This is a genomic window from Nitratidesulfovibrio sp. D1 (genome assembly GCF_051133415.1).
Lineage (GTDB): Bacteria > Desulfobacterota > Desulfovibrionia > Desulfovibrionales > Desulfovibrionaceae > Cupidesulfovibrio.
The window spans coordinates 743,565-761,954 of record NZ_JBPGNZ010000001.1 but is presented as its reverse complement, the minus strand read 5'-3'; the positions used below and the strand labels follow the sequence as shown (position 1 = coordinate 761,954).

The following is an 18,390-nucleotide window of genomic DNA, read 5'->3' as shown; positions in this document are numbered from 1 at the left end:
ATGCCAGATCTAAAAATATGCGCCTGCTAGGGCGCTGCTGGTAACAGAGCCTTACAGGCGCATATGAAATACCACCGGCTATGCCGGTGGATTTTTATTGCATGCGTGGGGAGAGGGGGCACGGCCTCGGTCCAGACATGGCCGGGGGCGTCGCCATGGCGCACCCCCATGGCGCGCGGCGGGGGGGCAAAGGGGTGAGGTCTCTTTATCGCCGGGGGGGCTGCGAGCTTTTCCAGGCGTGGTACTCGGCAAGGCCGATGCCGTATCTCGCGATGGTTTCCTCGCGCAGCCGGGCCAGATTTTCCCGGATAAACCGAACGAAGTCGGCGACATCGTTTTCGGGGATGTCGCGTCCGGCCAGGGCCAGGATCGTTGCCTCGTCGGTGGAGGTTTTCCGTTGGACTACATCCCTTGTGGCCCTGGTCAACGCGTCGCGGTAGGCGAGCCGTTTGCGGTTCGTCACGCGCAGTTCCTGGCGGCGGGCCACGTAGTGGGCGCAGGATCGCTCGTAGGTCCAGACGAAGACGTCGCGCAGCAGGTCGATGGCGGTCAGTTCGTACACGCCGAGCACACCCCGGATGTAGAGCCGTTCCGGCACGTCTAGAAAGGAAAGCGGCGCGATGCCCGCCTTCATGAGCGGGATATTCGCGGCCAGTCGCGAGGTGCGCTTGTTCACGTCGGTAAACGGTTGCAGATAGGGCAAGTGGACCAGCAGGAAGAAGGACTGCTCGATGGGGTCGTCGATGGCCCTGGCCTTTTCCACGATCTGCCGGAAGACCTCTTCGATAACCTGGGGAAAGGAGGGGGGGACATACACGCTCTGCCCGATCTGGACCAGCTTTCGCCGCATCCTGCCTTCGTCCGCCGGGTCGGGCATGAGGTCGCGCGAGAGGGTGGCGTGCAGGTTCAGCAGGGTGTGGCGGTCAATGGCGAGGCGCGTCCGGTTTTCGATCAGGAACCGGATTGCGTCGCGGTGGTTGAGGATCATCGTGGCCTCGACCGCATCCTTGCCCTCTGCCATTTCGTCGAGTTCCAGAAGCCGTTGCGTGTCGAGGAGGGAGTAGGTGTTCCCTTCAAGGCGCGAAGAAGCCCATGAGAGATCGATCAGCAGCCGCTGGTGGATGTCGGCGAGCACGGTGTTGCCGAAAGTCTCCCCCGACTCGTCGGGTATCGTCCCGATGGCGTTCAGGTGCTTGCGGATTGCTTCCGGCAGGTACGGCGTTTCGTTGGGAACGTAGGCGTCAAGAAAGTCCCGCCGGTACCCGACGGGTGTCCGCTGTTCGCCTGGCAGCCGAAGATGCGCAAGAATGGCGTGCGCGGCGTCGGAGAGGGGAACGACGTCGTCGATCGCGGCGGTCCGGAACTGGTCCGGTGACGCGGAAGACACTTCTGGTACGGGAGCCGAGTAGGCGTACCGCCTGGGTTCACCCGTGCGCATGACAAGCCCCTGGGCAACCAGGTCGCCAAGCCGGCGCTGGACGGTCTTTTCCGTGACCCTGCCGCGCAGCCGTTCCGCGATGTCCGCGAAGCGGACCTCACCTTGGGTGGCCCTGAGGAACCGGAGTATTTCGTTGCGTGCCTGTTCCCCTTTGCTGGCCATGTCCTTCACCTGCCGGGTCGGTTTTTGGGGCGGAGCGTGGTTATGCCTTCATATCCGGGCTGTAGTGGGCGAAAGGGCTTTCGGGCTCGGGGGAAATGTCCTTCAGATGTCTCTCGCCTGTCCGACAAATGTCCTTAATTTGTCCGTCTGTCAACAGGTGGTGTACGGAAAGGCCGCGTATCGGTTTTACCCAGGCCGGCAAAACGCGAAAAAGGGCTGGAACTTTCGTTCCAACCCTTTGTTTTTTACGTGGTGCCGAGGGAGAGAATTGAACTCCCGACACGGGGATTTTCAGTCCCCTGCTCTACCAACTGAGCTACCTCGGCGTCGCGGAGAACCTGAATAGGCAAAATGGGTGGGCTTGGCAAGCACTTTTTGGCGCGGGGGTGATTTTTCCGCCGGGCGGGAGCGGGGGACGTAAAATCCCCTGTTCCGGCGGGACGGGCAGGCGCGAAGGCCTACAGCAGCATGCGCTTGGCCTGGCGCATGGCGTTGCGGCAGTCGCACACGAAGCGGAAGGCCGCTCGGTGCCTGGGTGTCGCGTCGCGGGGCAGCAGGCCCGTCTCGGCCCATTTGAACAGGTCGTCCATGGGCGCGGCCACGCTGAACCAGAAGCCCTGCTCCATGGGCACGGGGCTGTGCGCGTAATGGCCGAACAGGATGCGGTCATCCACGATGACGCACGGCGCGCAGGGCAGGGCGTGGGTTTCGTACACCTCTACCAGCCCTTCGTGGCGGGCGGCCAGCCGCACGATGAAGTCGCGCGAGGCGGCGAACTCGTGCTCCATCTGCGCCGCCGTCAGGTCCGGGCGCAGGGCGTGCAGGAATTCGTCCACCCAGCCCCGGCGCGAGGTGAGCGGCACGGTGATTACCTGCAACCGCCGGAAGGCGGGCTGGGCCAGGGCGGCGTGCAAGGCCTCGGCCAGGGCGGGCATGCGCCCGAATTCCGCGTACAGGGCCATATGCAGCACGATGCGCTGGCGGGCCTCCGCCAGCACCTGCGGCAGGCTTGCGGTATGCAGGCCGACGTACATCCGGCGTCACTCCTCGTAGATCATCCGGCGGGTCATGCCGCCGTCCACCAGCCAGTTCTGCCCGGTGACGAACCCGGCGTCGTCCCCGGCCAGGAAGGCTACCAGCGCGGCCACGTCGCGCACCACGCCCACGCGGCCCACGGGATGCTGGGCGCGGTCGGCATCCGAATGCACCGGCGTTTCGCGTTGCGCCGCCTTGCGCAGGTGGCGCACCTCTATCCAGCCCGGCGAGATGCAGTTCACCCGCACCTCGGGGCCAAGGCTCACGGCCAGGGCGTGCGTCAGGGCCACAAGCCCTCCCTTGGACGCGGCGTAGGCTTCGGTGTGCGGTTCCGACTGCACGGCGCGGGTGGAGGCGATGTTCACCACCACCCCGCGCGCGGCCCGCAGGTGGGGCGCGGCGGCGCGCACCATGCGCATGGGGCCGGTCAGGTTCACGTCCAGCACGCGCTGCCAGCGGTCCATGTCCATGGTGTCCACCTGCCCGGAATGGGGATTGGCGATGCCCGCGTTGTTCACCAGCAGGTGCAGCCCGCCGAAGCGGGCGACCGTGGCGGCCACGCAGCGGTCCGCGTCGGCCTGATCGGCCACGCTGCCGTGCAGGGGCAGCAGGGGATGGGGGGAGGGAGAGGCGTTCCGCCCTGCGGGCAATGGCGCGCCGTTGTCGGCAAGTGACTCGGGGGCCAGTTGGGGGGCCAGTTCGGCGGCCAGTTCCGCCAGCGCTTCGGCGTCGGCGTCCATGGCGGCCACGCGCATGCCGCAGGCCAGCAGGTGTTCCACGATGCCCCGTCCGATGCCCTGCGCGCCGCCGGTGACCAGGGCCACGCGGCCCGCCAGGGGATGGGCGCGGGCGGGGGAATCGGTTTCCGGGAGACGGGCGGGGTGTTCCATGGGATTCCTGCGGCGGCGGGCAGGCACGGTCCATGGGGACAAGGGGGCCGGATGACCGGATTCGGTCAGCCGGAACAGGCAGGCCGCGACGCGCCACCGCGCCGGGTGATTCTAGTCCGTCCGCGCCGCCGTGGCAACCGTGCGGGCCGTCACCACCAGTGCCTGGGGTAGCGCCGCCCGCGCGGGATGTTGTTCACCAGCAGGGCCACCACCAGCAGGGCGGCGGCCCCGGCGGCCACGGGAACCACGGCGTACTTGTACCCCAGCGCCTGGATCTGCGGGCTGCCGGTGACGGCGATGAGCGCCGTGGCCCCGCCCGGCGGGTGCAGGGTGTCGGTGAGGTGCATCAGCGCGATGGCGGCGGCCACGGCCACGGCCGGGGACAGCCAGGCGGTGGACATGGCCTCCGCCCCCGGCGCGCCGGCCACGCCCAGGTTGCGGGCCACGAACACCCCCACCAGCGCGGACAGCACGTGTCCGCCCAGCAGGTTGCGCGGCTGCGAAAAGGGTGCGCCCGGCGCGCCGTAGGCCAGCACGGCCGAGGCCCCGAACGAACCGATGAGCACGAAGCCGTCGCCCGGCGAGGCCACCCGGTCGCACAGCCACGCCACCACGCCGATGCCGCACAGCGCGCCGATGAACGACCACAGGGTTTCGGAAACGTCGGGTTTCGGCAGCAGGCCCAGCATGCCGGGACGGCAGCCGTCGCGGCCGCAGCCGCACATCTTGCGGAAGTAGTCCATGGTATCGTCGCGGGGCAGAAGGGTGTGGTGATGGGATGGGGAAACGGGACTGCCAGAACGGGAACCGGCCGGAACGCCGCGACCGGCAGGAGTGCAGGCTACCCGAGGCCCGCCGCACCCGCCGTGACCGGGGTCACATTCGCGGGGAAGATGCCGGATGGTGCTGCATCATCAACCTGCGATAACCTGCGGCAATGGTGAACTTTTCCTCGCCCCGTGGCGGCCGCCAGATTTTCCACAGTTTCCATCAACATGTGAATTATCATGTATCATGCTGGCATTGAACATCATAAAAAAATATTCTTGCCAACCCATGGTGCGCGGGCTATGGCCCGATTCTGCAAATCCATCGGGCGTCGCGCCCCTGTTCCGGGGGCCCGCGCGCACCGCACGCCACGAGACCAAGGAGTCCACCGCATGACCCGCAAGGACCGTACCGAAGGCATCTACAGCCGCCGCGAGGTGCTCGACGAGAGCGAGCGCAGGCAGTACTACCTCATCCAGCTGAAAGACCTGCTTTCCTACGCCTACCGCTATTCCGAGGACGTGAAGAAACGCTTCGACCGCGCCCAGTTCAATGTGGAGAAGTTCAAGACCCTCACGGACCTCAAGCACATCCCCATCCTCAAGAAGAAGGAACTCATCTTCCTCCAGTCCATGGGGCCGCGCCTTGGCGGGCTTTTGACCAAGGACCTCGGCGAGTTGAAGCGCGTGTTCCTGTCCCCCGGCCCCATCTTCGACCCCGAAGACCGCGCCGACGACTACTGGGGCTACACCGAAGCCTTCTACTCCGTGGGCTTCCGCCCCGGCGACGTGGCCCAGATCACCTTCAACTACCACCTCGCCCCGGCGGGCCTGATGTTCGAGGAACCCCTGCGCAACCTTGGCTGCGCCGTGGTGCCCGCGGGCCCCGGCAACGCGGCCACGCAGCTCGAGATCATGTCCAAGCTGCGCGTGTCCGGCTACGTGGGCACGCCCAGCTACCTGCTGCACCTTGCCCAGAAGGCCGAGGAAAAGGGCATGAACCTGCGCAAGGACCTGTTCCTTGAAGTGGGCTTCGTCACCGGCGAAAAGTTCTCCGAAAAGCTGCGCGCGCAGCTGGAGAAGAAGTTCGACCTGATCATGCGCCAGGGCTACGGCACGGCGGACGTGGGCTGCATCGGCTACGAATGCTTCCACAAGACCGGCCTGCACATCGCCAACCGCTGCTACGTGGAAATCTGCCATCCGGACACCGGCATTCCGCTGAAGGACGGCGAGGTGGGCGAAATCGTGGTCACGGCCTTCAACAAGACCTACCCGCTGATCCGCCTTGCCACCGGCGACCTGTCGTACATCGACCGTTCGCCCTGCCCCTGCGGCCGCACCAGCCCGCGCCTGGGCTCCATCGTGGGCCGCGTGGACACCACGGCGCGCATCAAGGGCATGTTCGTGTACCCGCACCAGGTGGAACAGGTCATGTCGCGCTTCGAGGAAATCAAGCGCTGGCAGATCGAGGTCACCAACCCCGGCGGCATCGACGAGATGACCCTGTTCATCGAGGCCAGCAACTTCAAGCGCGAGGACGAACTGCTCCACCAGTTCCGCGAGAAGATCAAGCTGCGCCCGGAACTGAAGATCCTCGCGCCGGGCACCCTGCCCCCGCAGATCCGTCCCATCGAGGACAAGCGGGTATGGGACTAGCCGGAACCCGGAATACCGGCGGACGCGGGGCGGGAGCCTTCCTGCCCTGCGTGCCGCTGCTCCTGCTCGTGCTTCTGTCCGTGCTGCTTGCGGGCGGCTGCGCCGTGGCGCGGCCGTCCCCAGGCTCGGGGGGCACGGGCGGCACGGGTGGCGCGGCGGGGGCGAACACGCCCCGCCTGCCCGACGGCACGCTGGTGACGGTGTCCAGGGCCGGGGAAATCCGCGCCGTGGACCCGGCCGACGCCGCGCGGCAGGCCCTGCGCCACGATTACATCCTGCTTGGCGAATCGCACACCAGCGCGTGCGACCACCGGGCGCAGGCGGCGTTCGTCACCGCCCTGCTGGCGGAGGGCGCGCGCCCGGCCGTCGGCCTGGAAATGGTGCCCCGCGACGGACAGCCCGCGCTGGACGGATTTTCGCGGGGGGCCACCCCGCTGGCCGACCTGCCCGCCGCCCTCGACTGGCCGAAGACCTGGGGCTACGATTTCGAGCTGTACAAGCCGGTGTTCGCCGTGGCGGACTGGGCGCGCCTGCCCGTGCACGGCCTGAACGTGCCGCAGCGCGTGGTGCGGCAGGTGAGCCGGGGCGGGCTGGAAGCCGTGCCCGAGGCCGACCGGGCCTGGCTGCCGCCGTCCATCATCGACCCCGCGCCGGAACAGCGGGCCACGCTGGCCGCCATCTTTCGCGAACACGCGGCCATGCGTGCCGGGCGCGCGGCCCAGGACAAGGGGCAGCCGGGCCAGACGAGCCCGGCCCCGCCAGCCGGTCCGGCCACATCCGCCGATCCGGCCACATCCGCTGATCCGGCCACGCCCGCCGATCCGGCCGACGCATCCCCCGCCGCGCCATCCCAATCCCCTGATCCGGCTCCAGCCCCGGCTTCCGTCAACGACGCCGAGGCCCTCGAACGGTTCTTGCTGGTGCAGTCGCTGTGGGATTCGGCCATGGCCCACGAGGCCGTGCGGGTGCGCGTGGCCCACGGCGGCCCGGTGGTCATCCTGGCCGGTGGCGGGCATGTGGAATACGGCTGGGGCATCGCCCGGCGCATCCGCCTGCTGGACCCCGACGCCCGCGTGCTGCTGGTCATGCCGTGGCGCATCACGCCGGATGTGGATGCCAAGCCTCCGGCTACCGACGACAAGCGCGCGCCCGCTGGTGTTCCTGCCAATGCTGCCCTCGTCCCCGGTGCGGAATCTGCGGACACCCCGCCCGACGCGGCGCAGGCCGACATCTTCTGGGTGTGCCGGGCCGAGCCGGAACCGCCCCGCCCCGTGCCCGGCATGCCCGCTGCGGGCGGCCCCGCGCGGCCCCGCCTGGGCCTGCTGTTGCAGCAGGAGCCGGACGGCGCGCGCGTGGAGCAGGTGGAGCCCGGCTCCGTGGCCGAGCGCGCCGGGTTCCGGCCGGGCGACCTCATCCTGCGCGTGGGCGACCGCGCGGTGGACAGCCTGCGCGTGCTGCACGAGGCGGGCGCTGCCGCCGTGGCCGCCGGGCAGGACGTGCGCTTCACCGTGCGCGGCCCCGGCGCTGCCGATGGCGAACGGGTGCTGACCGTGCCCGGCCTGAAGCGGTAGTTTTCGCGCCCGCGTCTCCGTCAATTCCGCCCCATCCCGCGCGGGCCTGCTGACAGGCCGCGTCGGCGTGCCTATGGTGTGCCGATGCGGCATTTTTCGTTCATCACACGTCAGTTCCGTGGAGTTGCCCATGCCTGAGTTGCCAGAGGTGGAGACCATTGCCTGCGGTTTGCGGCCCCAGTTGACGGGGCGGCGCATCGTGTCGGTTGCGGTGCGCAACGAGGGCACGGTGCAGGGCGACGCGGCAACGTTCGCCCGGTGCGTTCCGGGGCGCGTCATTGCCGGGGTGCGGCGGCGCGGCAAGCTGTTGCTGATGGAACTGGCCCCGTCGGACGGTTCGGGCGGCACGGGCGGCGACCGCGCACCGCACCTGCTGGGCGTGCACCTGAAGATGACCGGGCGGCTTTTCGTCTACGGGCCGGAGGTCGCGCCCAACGCGCACACCCGCGTGGTGTTCGGGCTGGACGACGGCAACCGGCTGTTCTTCGACGATGCGCGCAAGTTCGGCTACGTGCGCGCCCTGTCCGACGCGGACCTGTCCACGTGGGACTTCTGGCGCTCGCTGGGGCCGGAACCGCTGGAACTCGCCGCGCCCGATTTCGTGGAATTGTTCCGGGGGCGGCGGGGGCGCATCAAGGCGTTGCTGTTGGACCAGACGGTCATCGCGGGCATCGGCAACATCTACGCCGACGAATCGCTGTTCCGGGCAGGCATCAGGCCCGACGCGCAGGCGGGCGGCCTGTCGCCCGACCGGCTGCGCGTACTGCACGGCCATCTGGTGGACGTGCTGCGCGAATCCATCGCCGAGTGCGGCAGTTCCATCCGCGACTACCGCGACGCCCACGGTGACGCCGGGGCCTTCCAGAACCGCTTCCGGGTGTACGGCCGGGGCGGCCAGCCGTGCGTGGCCTGCGGCCGCGCGCTGGCCACGGGCAAGGTGGCCGGGCGCACCACGGTGTACTGCGAGGGTTGCCAGAAGCCGGTGTGACAGGGGGATGACCCGCCGCGCTATTGTCCGCCGTCCGCGTCGTCGCCATCCCCGTCGCGGGCCGTGGTGACGGTGGCGGGGCCGGACCATGCGGTCCCCCCCGCCGTGCCGTTGGCCCTGTCCATGCCGTTCGTCATGGCCGCGTCCCACCGGGCCAGCACCTGGCCCGATTCCGCCGTCACCAGCAGGGGGATGCCCCGCTGCGCCAGCGCGGCGCGGGTGTCCGCCACGGGAAAGCCCCAGCGGTTGCGGTAGCCCGCGCTGGCCAGGGCCACGGCGGGGCGCACCGCGTCCAGCAGGCGCGGCAGCAGCTTGCGCCTGCCGCCGTGGTGGGGCAACACCAGCACTTCCGCCGAAAGGTCGGCTCCGGACGCCAGCAGCGCGCGGATGGCCGGGTCGCCCGCGTCGCCGGGCAGCAGCGCCAGGCCGCGCCGCGCGCCATGCGCATCGTTGTCGTCCCGCGCCGTCAGCCGCAGCACCAGCGAGGCGTCATTGCCGTCGAAGGCGGCCCCGGCGGCCTCGGGCAGGGGCGGGTGCAGCACCTCCAGTTCCAGTCCGTCCGCAAGGGGGATGCGCTGCCCGGCATGCCAGCGTTCCTCGCGGTGCCCGGTGCGGCGCAGGATGGCGGACAGCCGCGCGCCGTCCTCGCCGCGTGCGGGGTCGCCGTTGCCCGCCACCCGGCGCACGGCAAAGGTGTCGATGACGTACAAGAGGCCGCGCAGATGGTCGCGGTCCGGGTGCGACCAGACCACCGCCTCCAGCCGGGGCGGACGGTTGCCGGTCAGCGCCGGGGCCACCACGCGGCGGCCCGTGTCCCACGAGCGGGAAGCCGTGCCCCCGCCGTCCACCAGCATACGGCCAGCGCCCCAGTCCAGCGCCACGGACTGTCCCTGCCCCACGTCCAGCACGGCCAGCCGCACGTCCGGATCGGTGGCGGCGGCGTATCTGGGCCACACCGGACCCAGCACCAGCAGCGCCCCGGCGGCCAGCAGCAGGGCGGCGCGGCGGCGCGTCCCGACAGATGCGGAGTCCGACGCGCGCCCCGACACGTGCAGAACCGCCGCGCCCAGCAGCACCCACAGGCCCAGCATGGCCGCCGGGTGGGGCCGCAGCAGTTGGGGGTTGCCCAGCAGTCCCGCGCCATCCAGCCAGCGCAGCGAAACCAGCAGCAGGTCGAACGGCCAGCGGGCCGCCAGCAGCAGCCACCCGGCCACGTCCGGCGCGGCCGGGGCCAGGGCCATGCCCGCGAGGCCCAGCGGCAGCGCCACCCCGTCGATGAGCGGCAGGAACAGCAGATTCAGCGCGAACCACGGACTGGACGTGCCGAACACCCGCGCGGAAAGGGGCAGCAGGGTCAACTGGATGCACAGGGTCACCCACAGGGTGCGCGCGGCGTACACGGTCAGACGGGCGCGCCACCCGCGCGCGGCGTGCCGGGCGGACCCGCCCCCGTCTTCTTCACGGCTGGCCAGCCCGCCCATCTCGCGCAGCCGCCGGGGCAGCAGGGCGGCCAGCGGCCTGGCCAGGGCGATGCCCGCCACCGCGCAGGCGGAAAGCTGCAACGACAAGTCGTCCGCCGCGCCGGGGTCGAACAGCACGATGACGCACACCGCCCACAGCAGGCCGTCCAGCAGCACCTGCGGCCTGCCGCGCCAGTACAGCCACGCCCAGAACACCAGCATCAGCGCCGCGCGCACCAGCGAGGGCGGCGCGCCGCCCAGCCAGACGTAGGCCAGCGCGGGCGGCAGCGAGCAGGCCAGGGCCAGCTTGCGGCGCGGAATGCGCAGGTACACGCCGGGGGCCATGCGCCCGGCCAGCAGGGCGGCCCCGGCTCCTAGGGCCGCCGCCGCGCACAGGTGCATGCCCGACAGGGCGATGGCGTGGATCAGCGAGGCGCGGGCCACCAGGTCCAGGTCGCGGCTGTCCAGGTGGAAGCGGTCGCCCAGCACCAGCGCGGGCAGGAAGGTTCCCGCCGGAGTGGGCGGTTCGGGATCGGGCGCGGCCACGTCACCGTCCCCCGGCCCGCCGTGCAGGGCGATGGCCCGCAGCATGGCGGTGCGCAGGGTTTCGCGGAACGTCCATCCCGCCGACGGTACGCCCTCCACCTGGGGCGCGCCCTTGGCGTGGGTGGTCCAGGCCCGGAAGCGCACGTCGCGCGAGGCCCAGAAGGCCGCGCTGTCGTCGCCGCCGGGATTGGCCAGCCCGCGCATGGGCGAGACGGCGGCGGTGACGGACAGGCGGACGCCCGGCGCGGGCCGCAGGGGCGGGCTTTGCCACGACAGGGCCAGCAGTCCCGGCAGGGCGGCGGCTTCCTGTCCGGGCGCGTTGCCCGCGGCTTCCGCCAGCGTGTCCTCCGGCTGCATGTCTGGCCGCAGGTCAGGCCGCATGTCTGGCCGCACGTCGCGCAGCAGCAGGCGGATGCGCCCGTCGGTGGTGGGGGTGCACTCGGCCACCGTGCCGCTGAAGCGCACCGGGCGGCCGGTGTCGGCCCAGGCGGGCGTTTGCGGCGGCGGGCCGGGCTGGCGCAGCCACGCCGCGCCCAGCCCCGCGCCGAAGCACAGCGCGTACACCGCCACGCGGGGCAGGCCCCGCGCCCGCGCGCCCATGCCCAGCCACAGCAATACCGCCGCCGTCACGGCCCACACGGGCTCACCTGACGGGGGAAGCGCGGCCAGCCCGGCCAGCGCCGCCAGCAGGCAGGACTGCCGGAACAGCAGCGGGGGCAGCGGCGGAGTGGGCAGGGATTGCGGGGACGGCTGGTGCATGCGGGCCGCCGGTGCCTGCGGCGCGGGGGTTGGGGTGCAAAAAAGGCGGGCCGCGCCGTGTGGCGGGCCCGCCCGGAAGGCGTCCGGCTATTCGGGCATGCGCGTGATGCGCGCGCCCACGGCGTTCAGTTTTTCTTCGATGCGTTCGTAGCCCCGGTCCAGGTGGTAGATGCGCTGGACGTGGGTTTCGCCTTGCGCGGCAAGGCCCGCCAGCACCAGCGAGGCGCTGGCCCGCAGGTCCGACGCCATGACCGGCGCGCCGGTGAGCTTCTGCACGCCGCGCACCACGGCGGTGTGGCCGGACAGCTTGATGTCCGCGCCCATGCGCACCAGTTCCAGCACGTGCATGAAGCGGTTCTCGAAGATGGTCTCCTCCACCACGCCCGCGCCGCTGGCGATGGTCATCAGGGCCATGACCTGGGCCTGCATGTCGGTGGGAAAGCCGGGGTAGGGCCGGGTGGTCACGTCGCGGGAGCGCAGGTGGCCGTTGTGGGTCACGCGCACGTCGCGCGCGCCCTGCCGCTCGATGACCAGCCCCATGTCGCGCAGCTTGGCGATGACCGCCTCCAGTTCTTCAAAGGGGCAGTCGGTCAGCAGCAGGTCGCCGCCGGTGATGCCCGCCGCCACCATGAAGGTGCCCGCCTCGATGCGGTCGGGCATGATGCGGTATTCGCACCCGCCAAGGCGCGGCACGCCCTGCACCTTGATGATGCTGGAGCCGTGCCCCTCGATCTTTGCCCCGCAGGCGATGAGGAAGTTGGCGAGGTCCACCACCTCGGGTTCGCGCGCAGCGTTTTCCAGCACGGTCTCGCCCTCGGCCAGGGTGGCGGCCATGAGCAGGTTTTCCGTGCCGCCCACGGTGGGGAAGTCGAAGTGGATGTGCGCGCCGCGCAGCTTCGCGCAGCGGCCCTGGATGTACCCGGAATCCAGGTCGAAGGTGGCCCCCATCTTTTCCAGCGCGGTAAGGTGCAGGTCCACGGGCCGCGCGCCGATGGCGCAGCCGCCGGGCAGGGCCACGCGGGCCTCGCCAAGGCGCGCCAGCAGCGGGCCCAGGCACAGCACCGAGGCGCGCATGGTCTTCACCAGGTCGTAGGGGGCCTCCGGCTTCAGGTCGCACGGGGTCACGGTGACGGTGTGGCCGTCGAATTCCGCCGGGCAGCCCAGGATGGCCAGCAGCTTGTTGGTGGTGAAGATGTCGCGCAGGCGCGGCACGTTGGTGTAGGTGACGGGTTCCTCGGCCAGGATCGAGGCCATCAGGATGGGCAGGGCGGCGTTCTTGGAGCCGCTGACGGCGATGGCGCCGCGCAGGGGCACGCCGCCGTTGATGACGAGCTTGTCCATGTGGTCGTGGGTGTCCTTTACGGGTAGTCGCGGCGGATGTGTTCCGCGCGGGTGATTGCGATGGTGGCGCGCCTGCCGGGTCCGGGGAAGATCGGGGGCAGGCAGGGGGATGACGGCTGCCGCGCGCGGCCGGAAAACACCGGCTCCTGCGGCGGAATGGGCCGATTGCCTCTTGACCGGTCCCGGCGTCGGGTGTATATGCGCTCTCTCTTACGGCGGATGTAGCTCAGTTGGCAGAGCACCTGGTTGTGGCCCAGGTGGCCGTGGGTTCAAGTCCCATCATTCGCCCCATCGGTTCCGTGCCCCGCGCAAGCGGGGCTTTTCTTTTTCCGGACCCCGGCGGGGCGCGAATTCCCTTCTGCCCATGTCGGGCGGACCATACCCTTCCCGGCCCCGGAACGGAACCCCGTCAGGGGCGGCAACCGTTCGCGGGTGGCGCGATACGCCGTTTTCCTTCAGGAATTTTGTCGCGCTGCGGCGGCCTGGCGTGCGGCCTCCTGGTGGTTCCGGGTGAACGTTCAGGTGACCGTTCAGGTGACCGGCGGGGGGACCATCCGGGTGACCGCCCGGGAAGGCCGCCGGTCCGTCACCCGCCGTGCGTTTCCAGCAGGGTGCGGATGCTGCGGCAGGCGGTGCGCACCGCAGCGTCGAAGCGTTCCGCCATCCCGGTCGCGGCTGCCGCCTGCGCGTGCGGGGCGGCGGCCAGCGTCTCCCGTTCCTCCGGACTGACCTCCCCGTCGGGGATGTCCCCGGCCAGCAGCAGCCCCATGCGTTCCATGGCGCGGGCCGCCGCGTGCACCTCGTCGGCGGAAATGCTGCCCGCCGCGCCCGCCATGGCGTGGGCGCGTTCCGACAGGGCGCGCCATGCGTCCGCGTCCGCAGCGTCCGCCGCCAGCCCGCGCAATTCCTCGCCCGCCCCGGAATAGGCGGCCACGAAGCTGCCCAGCACCCGCAGGTACAGCCATGCCTTGCCGTTCATGCGGCGCACCCCGCCAGCCACGTCCAGCCCCGGCAGGGCGGCGGGCAGGTCTTCCGGCGCGGGGCGGTGGCCCTGCGGGGGCTTGCCGTTGGCGGTTTGCGGCGGGGGAGCCGCCGTGGCTGTCCGGGCTGCGGCGTCGGGAGCGGGGGGCGGGGTGGGGACCGGGCGCGGGGGCAGGTACCGGCGCAGGGTGGCCAGCAGTTCCGCCCGTTCCACGGGCTTGGGCAGCCGGGCGACGATGCCCGCCCGGCGCAGGGCTTCTTCGTCCTCGCCCTCCACCCGCGCGGTGAAGGCGATGACCGGCGCGCCGGGCCGCAGCCGCAGGCCGCCCCCGGCGTTGCGCGCGCGGATGGCCGTGGCGGTCTGGTAGCCGTCCATGCCCGGCATCTGGATGTCCAGCAGCACGGCGTCGAAGAGGGCGGCCCGCGCATCGGGCGTCCGATCGTCGCGGGCCAGCGCGGCCAGCGCCGCTTCGCCCGAGGGGGCCGCCTCCACCGCGATGCCCATCGAGGTCAGCATTTCCACGGCCACGGCGCGGTTGATGGGGTTGTCGTCCACCAGCAGCACCCGCGAGCCGTGCAGGGCCGGATCGTGCGGCACCGTGGCGGCGGCGCGCGCCGTGGGGCGGGCGGAGGAGCCGGGAACCGCCACGGGGGAGACGGCGCGCAGGGCCGCCTCGCGCAGGGCGGCCAGTTTCACCGGCTTGATCAGCACCGCCAGCACGCCGAGGCGGGCGGCGGTTTCCGCGTCCGGTTCGCGGCCCATGGCGGCGGCCACCAGCAGCGGCGGCACGGACACCCCTTCCTCGCGCAGGTGCATGAGAATGGTGGAAGCCGCGCAGGTGCTGGGAATGTCGCCGCGCTCGGAGGCGCATTCCGGCGCTGCGGACGGGGTGGAGGGGCCTTCGTTGGTGGCGCCGACCACCGGCAGGTACAGCCCGCAGAGCACGAAGTCCCAGGCGGCGGGCACGGGGTGGGCGTCCTGCTCTCCGTGCGGGGCGGCCCCGGCGTGGGCCGGGGGCTCCGGCTGCCCCGTGTGCGCGGTCTCCCCGGCAGGGGCAAGCAGGCCGTCGGGGCCGTGGTACAGCGCCCTGCGCAGGGCGGCCACGTCCGGGGCCACCTGGCAGCGCACCCCCAGTTGCGCCAGCAGCCGGGCCAGCACGCGCGCGCAGGTGGGGTTGGCCTCGGCCACCAGCGCCAGTTTTCCGTCCAGCGCCGGATGGTGCGGGACGGGCGCTTCCCGTTCCGGCGGCAGGCCGAACCGGGCCGTGAAGCGGAAGGTGCTGCCCCGGCCGGGTTCGCTGTCCACGCCCACGTCGCCGCCCATGAGCTGCACCAGCGCCCGCACGATGGACAGCCCCAGGCCCGTGCCGCCGAAGCGGCGCGACACCGAGGCGTCGGCCTGGCTGTACGATTCGAACAGCCGTTCGCGCGCCTCCGGCGCGATGCCGATGCCCGTGTCGCGCACCGAGAAGGCCAGTTCCACGCCGTTGCCCCCGGCCTCCCCGTCGTTCCGGGCCACGCGGATGACCACCTCGCCCCGTTCGGTGAACTTGAAGGCGTTGGCGGCCAGGTTCACCAGCACCTGGCGCAGCCGCAGCGGATCGCCCACCAGCATCGGCGGCACGTCGGTGTCGATGTCCACCACCAGTTCGATGTCCTTGACGGCCAGCCGGTCGTGGAACAGGTCGGTGACCTCCTCCAGCAGGTCGCGGGTGCGGAAGGGGATGGATTCCAGGGTCAGGCGCCCGGCCTCCAGCTTGGAAAAGTCCAGCACGCCGTTGACCACGCCCAGCAGCGACCGGGCCGAGGAGCGGACCAGGTTCAGGTATTCCCGTTGCTTGGGCGCGAGATTGGTGCCAAGGGTGATGTCCACCATGCCGATGACGGCGTTCATGGGCGTGCGCAGTTCGTGGGTGACCCCGGCCAGGAATTCGTTCTTGGCATGGCTGGCCCGTTCCACGCGGGCCTGGGCGGTGTCCAGCGCGGCGGTGCGTTCGCGCACCATGCGTTCCAGTTCGCCCTGCTGCACGGTCAACTGGCGCTCGTGGCGTTCCACCTGTTCGAGCATGGAGTTGAAGGCGTCCACCAGACGGCCGATCTCGTCGCGGCCGTGCCGGGCGGCGCGCAGGGCGTAGTTGCGTTCCTCGGCCACCTTGCGGGCCACCAGGGCCAGCCCGGCCACGGGCACCACCACCGTGCGCCGCAGGATGAGGATGATCAGCACCACCAGCGTCAGGCCCACCACCGTGACCCGCACGGCGTTCTCGCGCACCATGGCGGACAGGGCTTCGCTGATGCCGCGCGGCGAGACCATCACCACCACGCTGCCGATCTCCTCGCCATGGTGGGCCAGCACCTCGCGCTCGGTGATGAAGTCGCCCCCGGAGGCACCGTTGATGGCGCCGCTCCACGGCACGGGGCGCCAGTCGCCGTCGCGCTGCATGCCGCCGAGCAGGGTGATGCCGTCGCGCTCGAACAGGGCCACCGCGTACACCCGCTGGTCTTCCATTTCCGCCGCGATGACGGCGGAGATGGACACGGCGTCCAGGTTCCAGGCGGGCACCTGCAACTGGCGCGCCACGCGCACCGCCTGCCGCCGCGCGAACTCCTGGACGTCGCGGTGCATCTTGCGGCTGGCGGCGATGTAGTCCGTGGCCATGAACACCAGCAGCATGACGGTGGTGGCCAGCGTGATCAGCAGGCCGAGTCGGGTCTGGATGCCGGTGAGCAGGTGGCGCGGGGCCTTTTCGGGCATGCGGCGTCCTTTGCGGGTGCCTTGGGGCCGCCGGGGCGCGGCGGCGCTGTTCCCGTGTCTGGAGCGTCTTTCGCCGGGGGCGAAAACGCGAAATTCACGCTTTTGCCAGCCTAGCCTGTTTTACCGCCCCGCACAACGCGCAGCAGGGCAATGGCGTCGCGGCTGCGGCAACATAACGACAGAACCAGGTACAGCAGGGCGGCCAGGGGCACGCCCAGGGCTAGGCGCGCGGCCGGGTGCAGCGCGGGCGCGGCCCAGGCCGTGCCCGCGAATGCCCCCGCAAGCCACCATGCGGGCAGGCAGGCCGCGCAGGCCAGCGCCGCGTGCAGCAGCGCGGCGCGCGGGTGCAGGTCCACCATGGTGCCGCCGCGCCGCAGGGCCAGGACCAGGCAGGCGGTGTTGACCCATGACCCGCAACTGGCCGCCAGCGCGGGACCGGCCACCCCCAGCGGCCCCAGCAGCAGCGCGCCGAGGCCCAGCGTGACCAGCACCGAGGCTAGGCCCGCCGCCACCGGCGCGCCCGCCGCCTGCCGGGCGTTGCAGGCGGCCAGCAGCGGCCGGGCCACGGCAAAGGCGGGGATGCCCGGCGCATAGGCCAGCAGCGCGGCCACCGTGGCGTCCACGGCCTGGCGGTCGAAGGCCCCGTGGCCGAACAGCAGGGCCACCAGCGGCGCGCCCACGGCGGCAAGGCCCAGGGCCGAGGGCAGGCTGACGAACAGGGAAAGGCGCAGCGCGTCGCCCAGCACCCGGCGGAATTCGTCGCGCGGGTGCGGGGGGGCTGCGGCTCCGGCCGGGCTGTCCGGCCTGTCTGGCTTGTCCTGCATGTCCTGCATATCCGGCACGCCCGGCCCCTTCGACAGGGCGGGCAGGGCGGCCACGCCCACGGCCACGCCGAACACCCCCAGCGGGAATTCCATCAGCCGTTCCGCGTAGTAGAGGGCCGTGACGCTGCCTTCGGACAGGAACGAGGCCAGCAGGGTGCAGGCCAGCACGTTGAGCTGTTGGGCGGATGCCCCGAACACCCCGGCGGGCAGGGCGCGGGCCGCGTCGCCGGCCTGCCGGTCGCGGCCGGGCAGCGGGGCGCGCCAGCGCAGTCCCAGGCGGCGCAACGGCGGCAGTTGCATGCCCAGCTGGGCCATGCCGCCCGCCAGCACGCCGCAGGCCAGCAGGGTGGCGGCGTCGCCGAAACCGGCCAGGGCCAGCCCGCCGGTGGCCATGACGGCCAGGTTGAGCGCCGCAGGGGCCAGCGCGGGCGGCAAAAAGCGTCCGTGGGCGTGCAGCATGCCCGCGCACAGCGCGGCGCACGCGGCGAGCACCCCGTAGGGCAGGCAGATGCGCAACAGCCCGGCGGCCCGTTCCGCCACGCCCGGCGGCGCGTCCGGCAGACTGCTGCTGGGCGCGCCGAAGCCGGGGGCCAGCAGCAGGGCCAGCGGCCGGGCTAGGATCATGCCCAGCAGGCACAGCAGGACCAGCGGCGGCAGGGCGCGGAGCAGCACGCCGCGCCCGAAGGCGAAGGCCCGCGCGTCGCCCTCGCGCTCGCGCAGGCGGACGAAGGCGGGGGTGAACGCCAGCGACACCGCGCCCTCTCCGAGCAGGCGGCGCATGAGGTTGGGCAGGCGGAAGGCCACGAAGAAGGCATCGGCCCCGGCCCCCGCGCCCAGGATGTACGCGGTCAGCGCGTCGCGGGCGTAGCCCAGCACCCGTGACGCCAGCGTGGCCCCGGCCACGGTGGCGGCGTTGCGGGCCATGGTGTCGCCGGGCGAGATGTCGCCGGACCGCATGTCACCGGGCGGGATGTCTCCGGACGGCGTGCCGGGCGTTGCGGGGGCGGGGGGTGGCGTCATGCCGGGTCCTCGTGGCGGTGGAAGTGGGGACGCGGTCGCCCCGCGCGCAGTGTAGCGCAGCGCCCCCGGCCTGGGAACCCGGCCCGGTTCTCCCCCCCCGGCGGCAATGGCGTTGCGGATACCGGAAAACTGTCCGGAAATTCCGGATTGCCATCCCTCGGCCCGCCGCGAGGGAACTGTGGCAATCCTCGAAC

At 71.5% G+C, this 18,390-nt stretch carries 11 protein-coding genes and 2 tRNA genes; 4 read left to right on the top strand and 9 right to left on the bottom strand.

Going from position 1 to position 18,390, the window contains the following annotated elements; all coding sequences use genetic code 11:
• Window positions 1–205 precede the first annotated feature (205 nt).
• The 5 genes from ACR4XJ_RS03160 to ACR4XJ_RS03140 all read right to left on the bottom strand — a co-directional run bounded on the left by ACR4XJ_RS03160 (window position 206) and on the right by ACR4XJ_RS03140 (window position 4,268).
• Window positions 206–1,600 (bottom strand): Fic family protein, encoded by a 1,395-nt coding sequence (locus ACR4XJ_RS03160; protein ID WP_434753834.1) that lies wholly within the window; start codon window positions 1,598–1,600, stop codon window positions 206–208.
• A 250-nt stretch (window positions 1,601–1,850) separates the two neighbouring features.
• A tRNA-Phe gene (locus ACR4XJ_RS03155) sits at window positions 1,851–1,926 on the bottom strand.
• Between the two features lie 132 nt (window positions 1,927–2,058).
• Window positions 2,059–2,634, bottom strand: a complete 576-nt coding sequence (locus ACR4XJ_RS03150; RefSeq protein WP_434753833.1) for a hypothetical protein — start codon at window positions 2,632–2,634, stop codon at window positions 2,059–2,061.
• A gap of 6 nt (window positions 2,635–2,640) precedes the next feature.
• Complete coding sequence (locus tag ACR4XJ_RS03145) at window positions 2,641–3,525, bottom strand: SDR family oxidoreductase (protein ID WP_434753832.1); 885 nt, start codon at window positions 3,523–3,525, stop codon at window positions 2,641–2,643.
• 149 nt (window positions 3,526–3,674) lie between these two features.
• On the bottom strand, window positions 3,675–4,268 hold the full coding sequence (locus ACR4XJ_RS03140) for an HPP family protein (RefSeq protein WP_434753831.1): 594 nt from the start codon (window positions 4,266–4,268) through the stop codon (window positions 3,675–3,677).
• 417 nt (window positions 4,269–4,685) lie between these two features.
• Between ACR4XJ_RS03140 and ACR4XJ_RS03135 the strand changes: the two genes are divergently transcribed.
• The 3 genes from ACR4XJ_RS03135 (at window position 4,686) to mutM (ending at window position 8,510) form a co-directional block, all read left to right on the top strand.
• Window positions 4,686–5,951: a phenylacetate--CoA ligase family protein gene (locus tag ACR4XJ_RS03135; RefSeq protein WP_007526208.1), complete on the top strand. Its 1,266-nt coding sequence runs from the start codon at window positions 4,686–4,688 to the stop codon at window positions 5,949–5,951.
• Window positions 5,942–7,522, top strand: a complete 1,581-nt coding sequence (locus tag ACR4XJ_RS03130; RefSeq protein ID WP_434753830.1) for a ChaN family lipoprotein — start codon at window positions 5,942–5,944, stop codon at window positions 7,520–7,522. Before ACR4XJ_RS03135 ends, ACR4XJ_RS03130 begins: the two co-directional genes overlap by 10 nt.
• A gap of 130 nt (window positions 7,523–7,652) precedes the next feature.
• Entirely contained in the window at window positions 7,653–8,510 is an 858-nt protein-coding gene (gene mutM / locus ACR4XJ_RS03125) for a bifunctional DNA-formamidopyrimidine glycosylase/DNA-(apurinic or apyrimidinic site) lyase (RefSeq protein WP_434753829.1), read from the top strand.
• 20 nt (window positions 8,511–8,530) lie between these two features.
• Here the strand turns inward: mutM and ACR4XJ_RS03120 are convergent, their stop codons facing one another.
• Together ACR4XJ_RS03120 and murA are read right to left on the bottom strand one after the other, a co-directional pair.
• A complete protein-coding gene (locus ACR4XJ_RS03120) occupies window positions 8,531–11,275 on the bottom strand; it encodes a ComEC/Rec2 family competence protein (RefSeq protein WP_434753828.1) in 2,745 nt (914 codons plus the stop codon).
• 87 nt (window positions 11,276–11,362) lie between these two features.
• A complete protein-coding gene (gene murA, locus ACR4XJ_RS03115; RefSeq protein ID WP_434753827.1) occupies window positions 11,363–12,616 on the bottom strand; it encodes a UDP-N-acetylglucosamine 1-carboxyvinyltransferase in 1,254 nt (417 codons plus the stop codon).
• Window positions 12,617–12,831: 215 nt separating this feature from the next.
• Here murA and ACR4XJ_RS03110 point away from each other — a divergent pair.
• Window positions 12,832–12,907 (top strand) — tRNA-His (locus ACR4XJ_RS03110).
• A gap of 295 nt (window positions 12,908–13,202) precedes the next feature.
• Here the strand turns inward: ACR4XJ_RS03110 and ACR4XJ_RS03105 are convergent.
• Window positions 13,203–16,352, bottom strand: coding sequence for an ATP-binding protein (locus ACR4XJ_RS03105; protein WP_434753826.1), 3,150 nt, complete (start codon window positions 16,350–16,352; stop codon window positions 13,203–13,205).
• A gap of 110 nt (window positions 16,353–16,462) precedes the next feature.
• Complete coding sequence (gene murJ, locus ACR4XJ_RS03100) at window positions 16,463–18,196, bottom strand: murein biosynthesis integral membrane protein MurJ (RefSeq protein ID WP_434753825.1); 1,734 nt, start codon at window positions 18,194–18,196, stop codon at window positions 16,463–16,465.
• Window positions 18,197–18,390: the final 194 nt, after the last annotated feature.

What these genes read in the sequence shown, in the direction of transcription:
- ACR4XJ_RS03160 (WP_434753834.1), bottom strand. Translation starts at nt 1,600, where the DNA reads ATGGCCAGCAAAGGGGAACAGGCACGCAACGAAATACTCCGGTTCCTC.
- ACR4XJ_RS03150 (WP_434753833.1), bottom strand. Translation starts at nt 2,634, where the DNA reads ATGTACGTCGGCCTGCATACCGCAAGCCTGCCGCAGGTGCTGGCGGAG.
- ACR4XJ_RS03145 (WP_434753832.1), bottom strand. Translation starts at nt 3,525, where the DNA reads ATGGAACACCCCGCCCGTCTCCCGGAAACCGATTCCCCCGCCCGCGCC.
- ACR4XJ_RS03140 (WP_434753831.1), bottom strand. Translation starts at nt 4,268, where the DNA reads ATGGACTACTTCCGCAAGATGTGCGGCTGCGGCCGCGACGGCTGCCGT.
- ACR4XJ_RS03135 (WP_007526208.1), top strand. Translation starts at nt 4,686, where the DNA reads ATGACCCGCAAGGACCGTACCGAAGGCATCTACAGCCGCCGCGAGGTG.
- ACR4XJ_RS03130 (WP_434753830.1), top strand. Translation starts at nt 5,942, where the DNA reads ATGGGACTAGCCGGAACCCGGAATACCGGCGGACGCGGGGCGGGAGCC.
- mutM (WP_434753829.1), top strand. Translation starts at nt 7,653, where the DNA reads ATGCCTGAGTTGCCAGAGGTGGAGACCATTGCCTGCGGTTTGCGGCCC.
- ACR4XJ_RS03120 (WP_434753828.1), bottom strand. Translation starts at nt 11,275, where the DNA reads ATGCACCAGCCGTCCCCGCAATCCCTGCCCACTCCGCCGCTGCCCCCG.
- murA (WP_434753827.1), bottom strand. Translation starts at nt 12,616, where the DNA reads ATGGACAAGCTCGTCATCAACGGCGGCGTGCCCCTGCGCGGCGCCATC.
- ACR4XJ_RS03105 (WP_434753826.1), bottom strand. Translation starts at nt 16,352, where the DNA reads ATGCCCGAAAAGGCCCCGCGCCACCTGCTCACCGGCATCCAGACCCGA.
- murJ (WP_434753825.1), bottom strand. Translation starts at nt 18,196, where the DNA reads ATGACGCCACCCCCCGCCCCCGCAACGCCCGGCACGCCGTCCGGAGAC.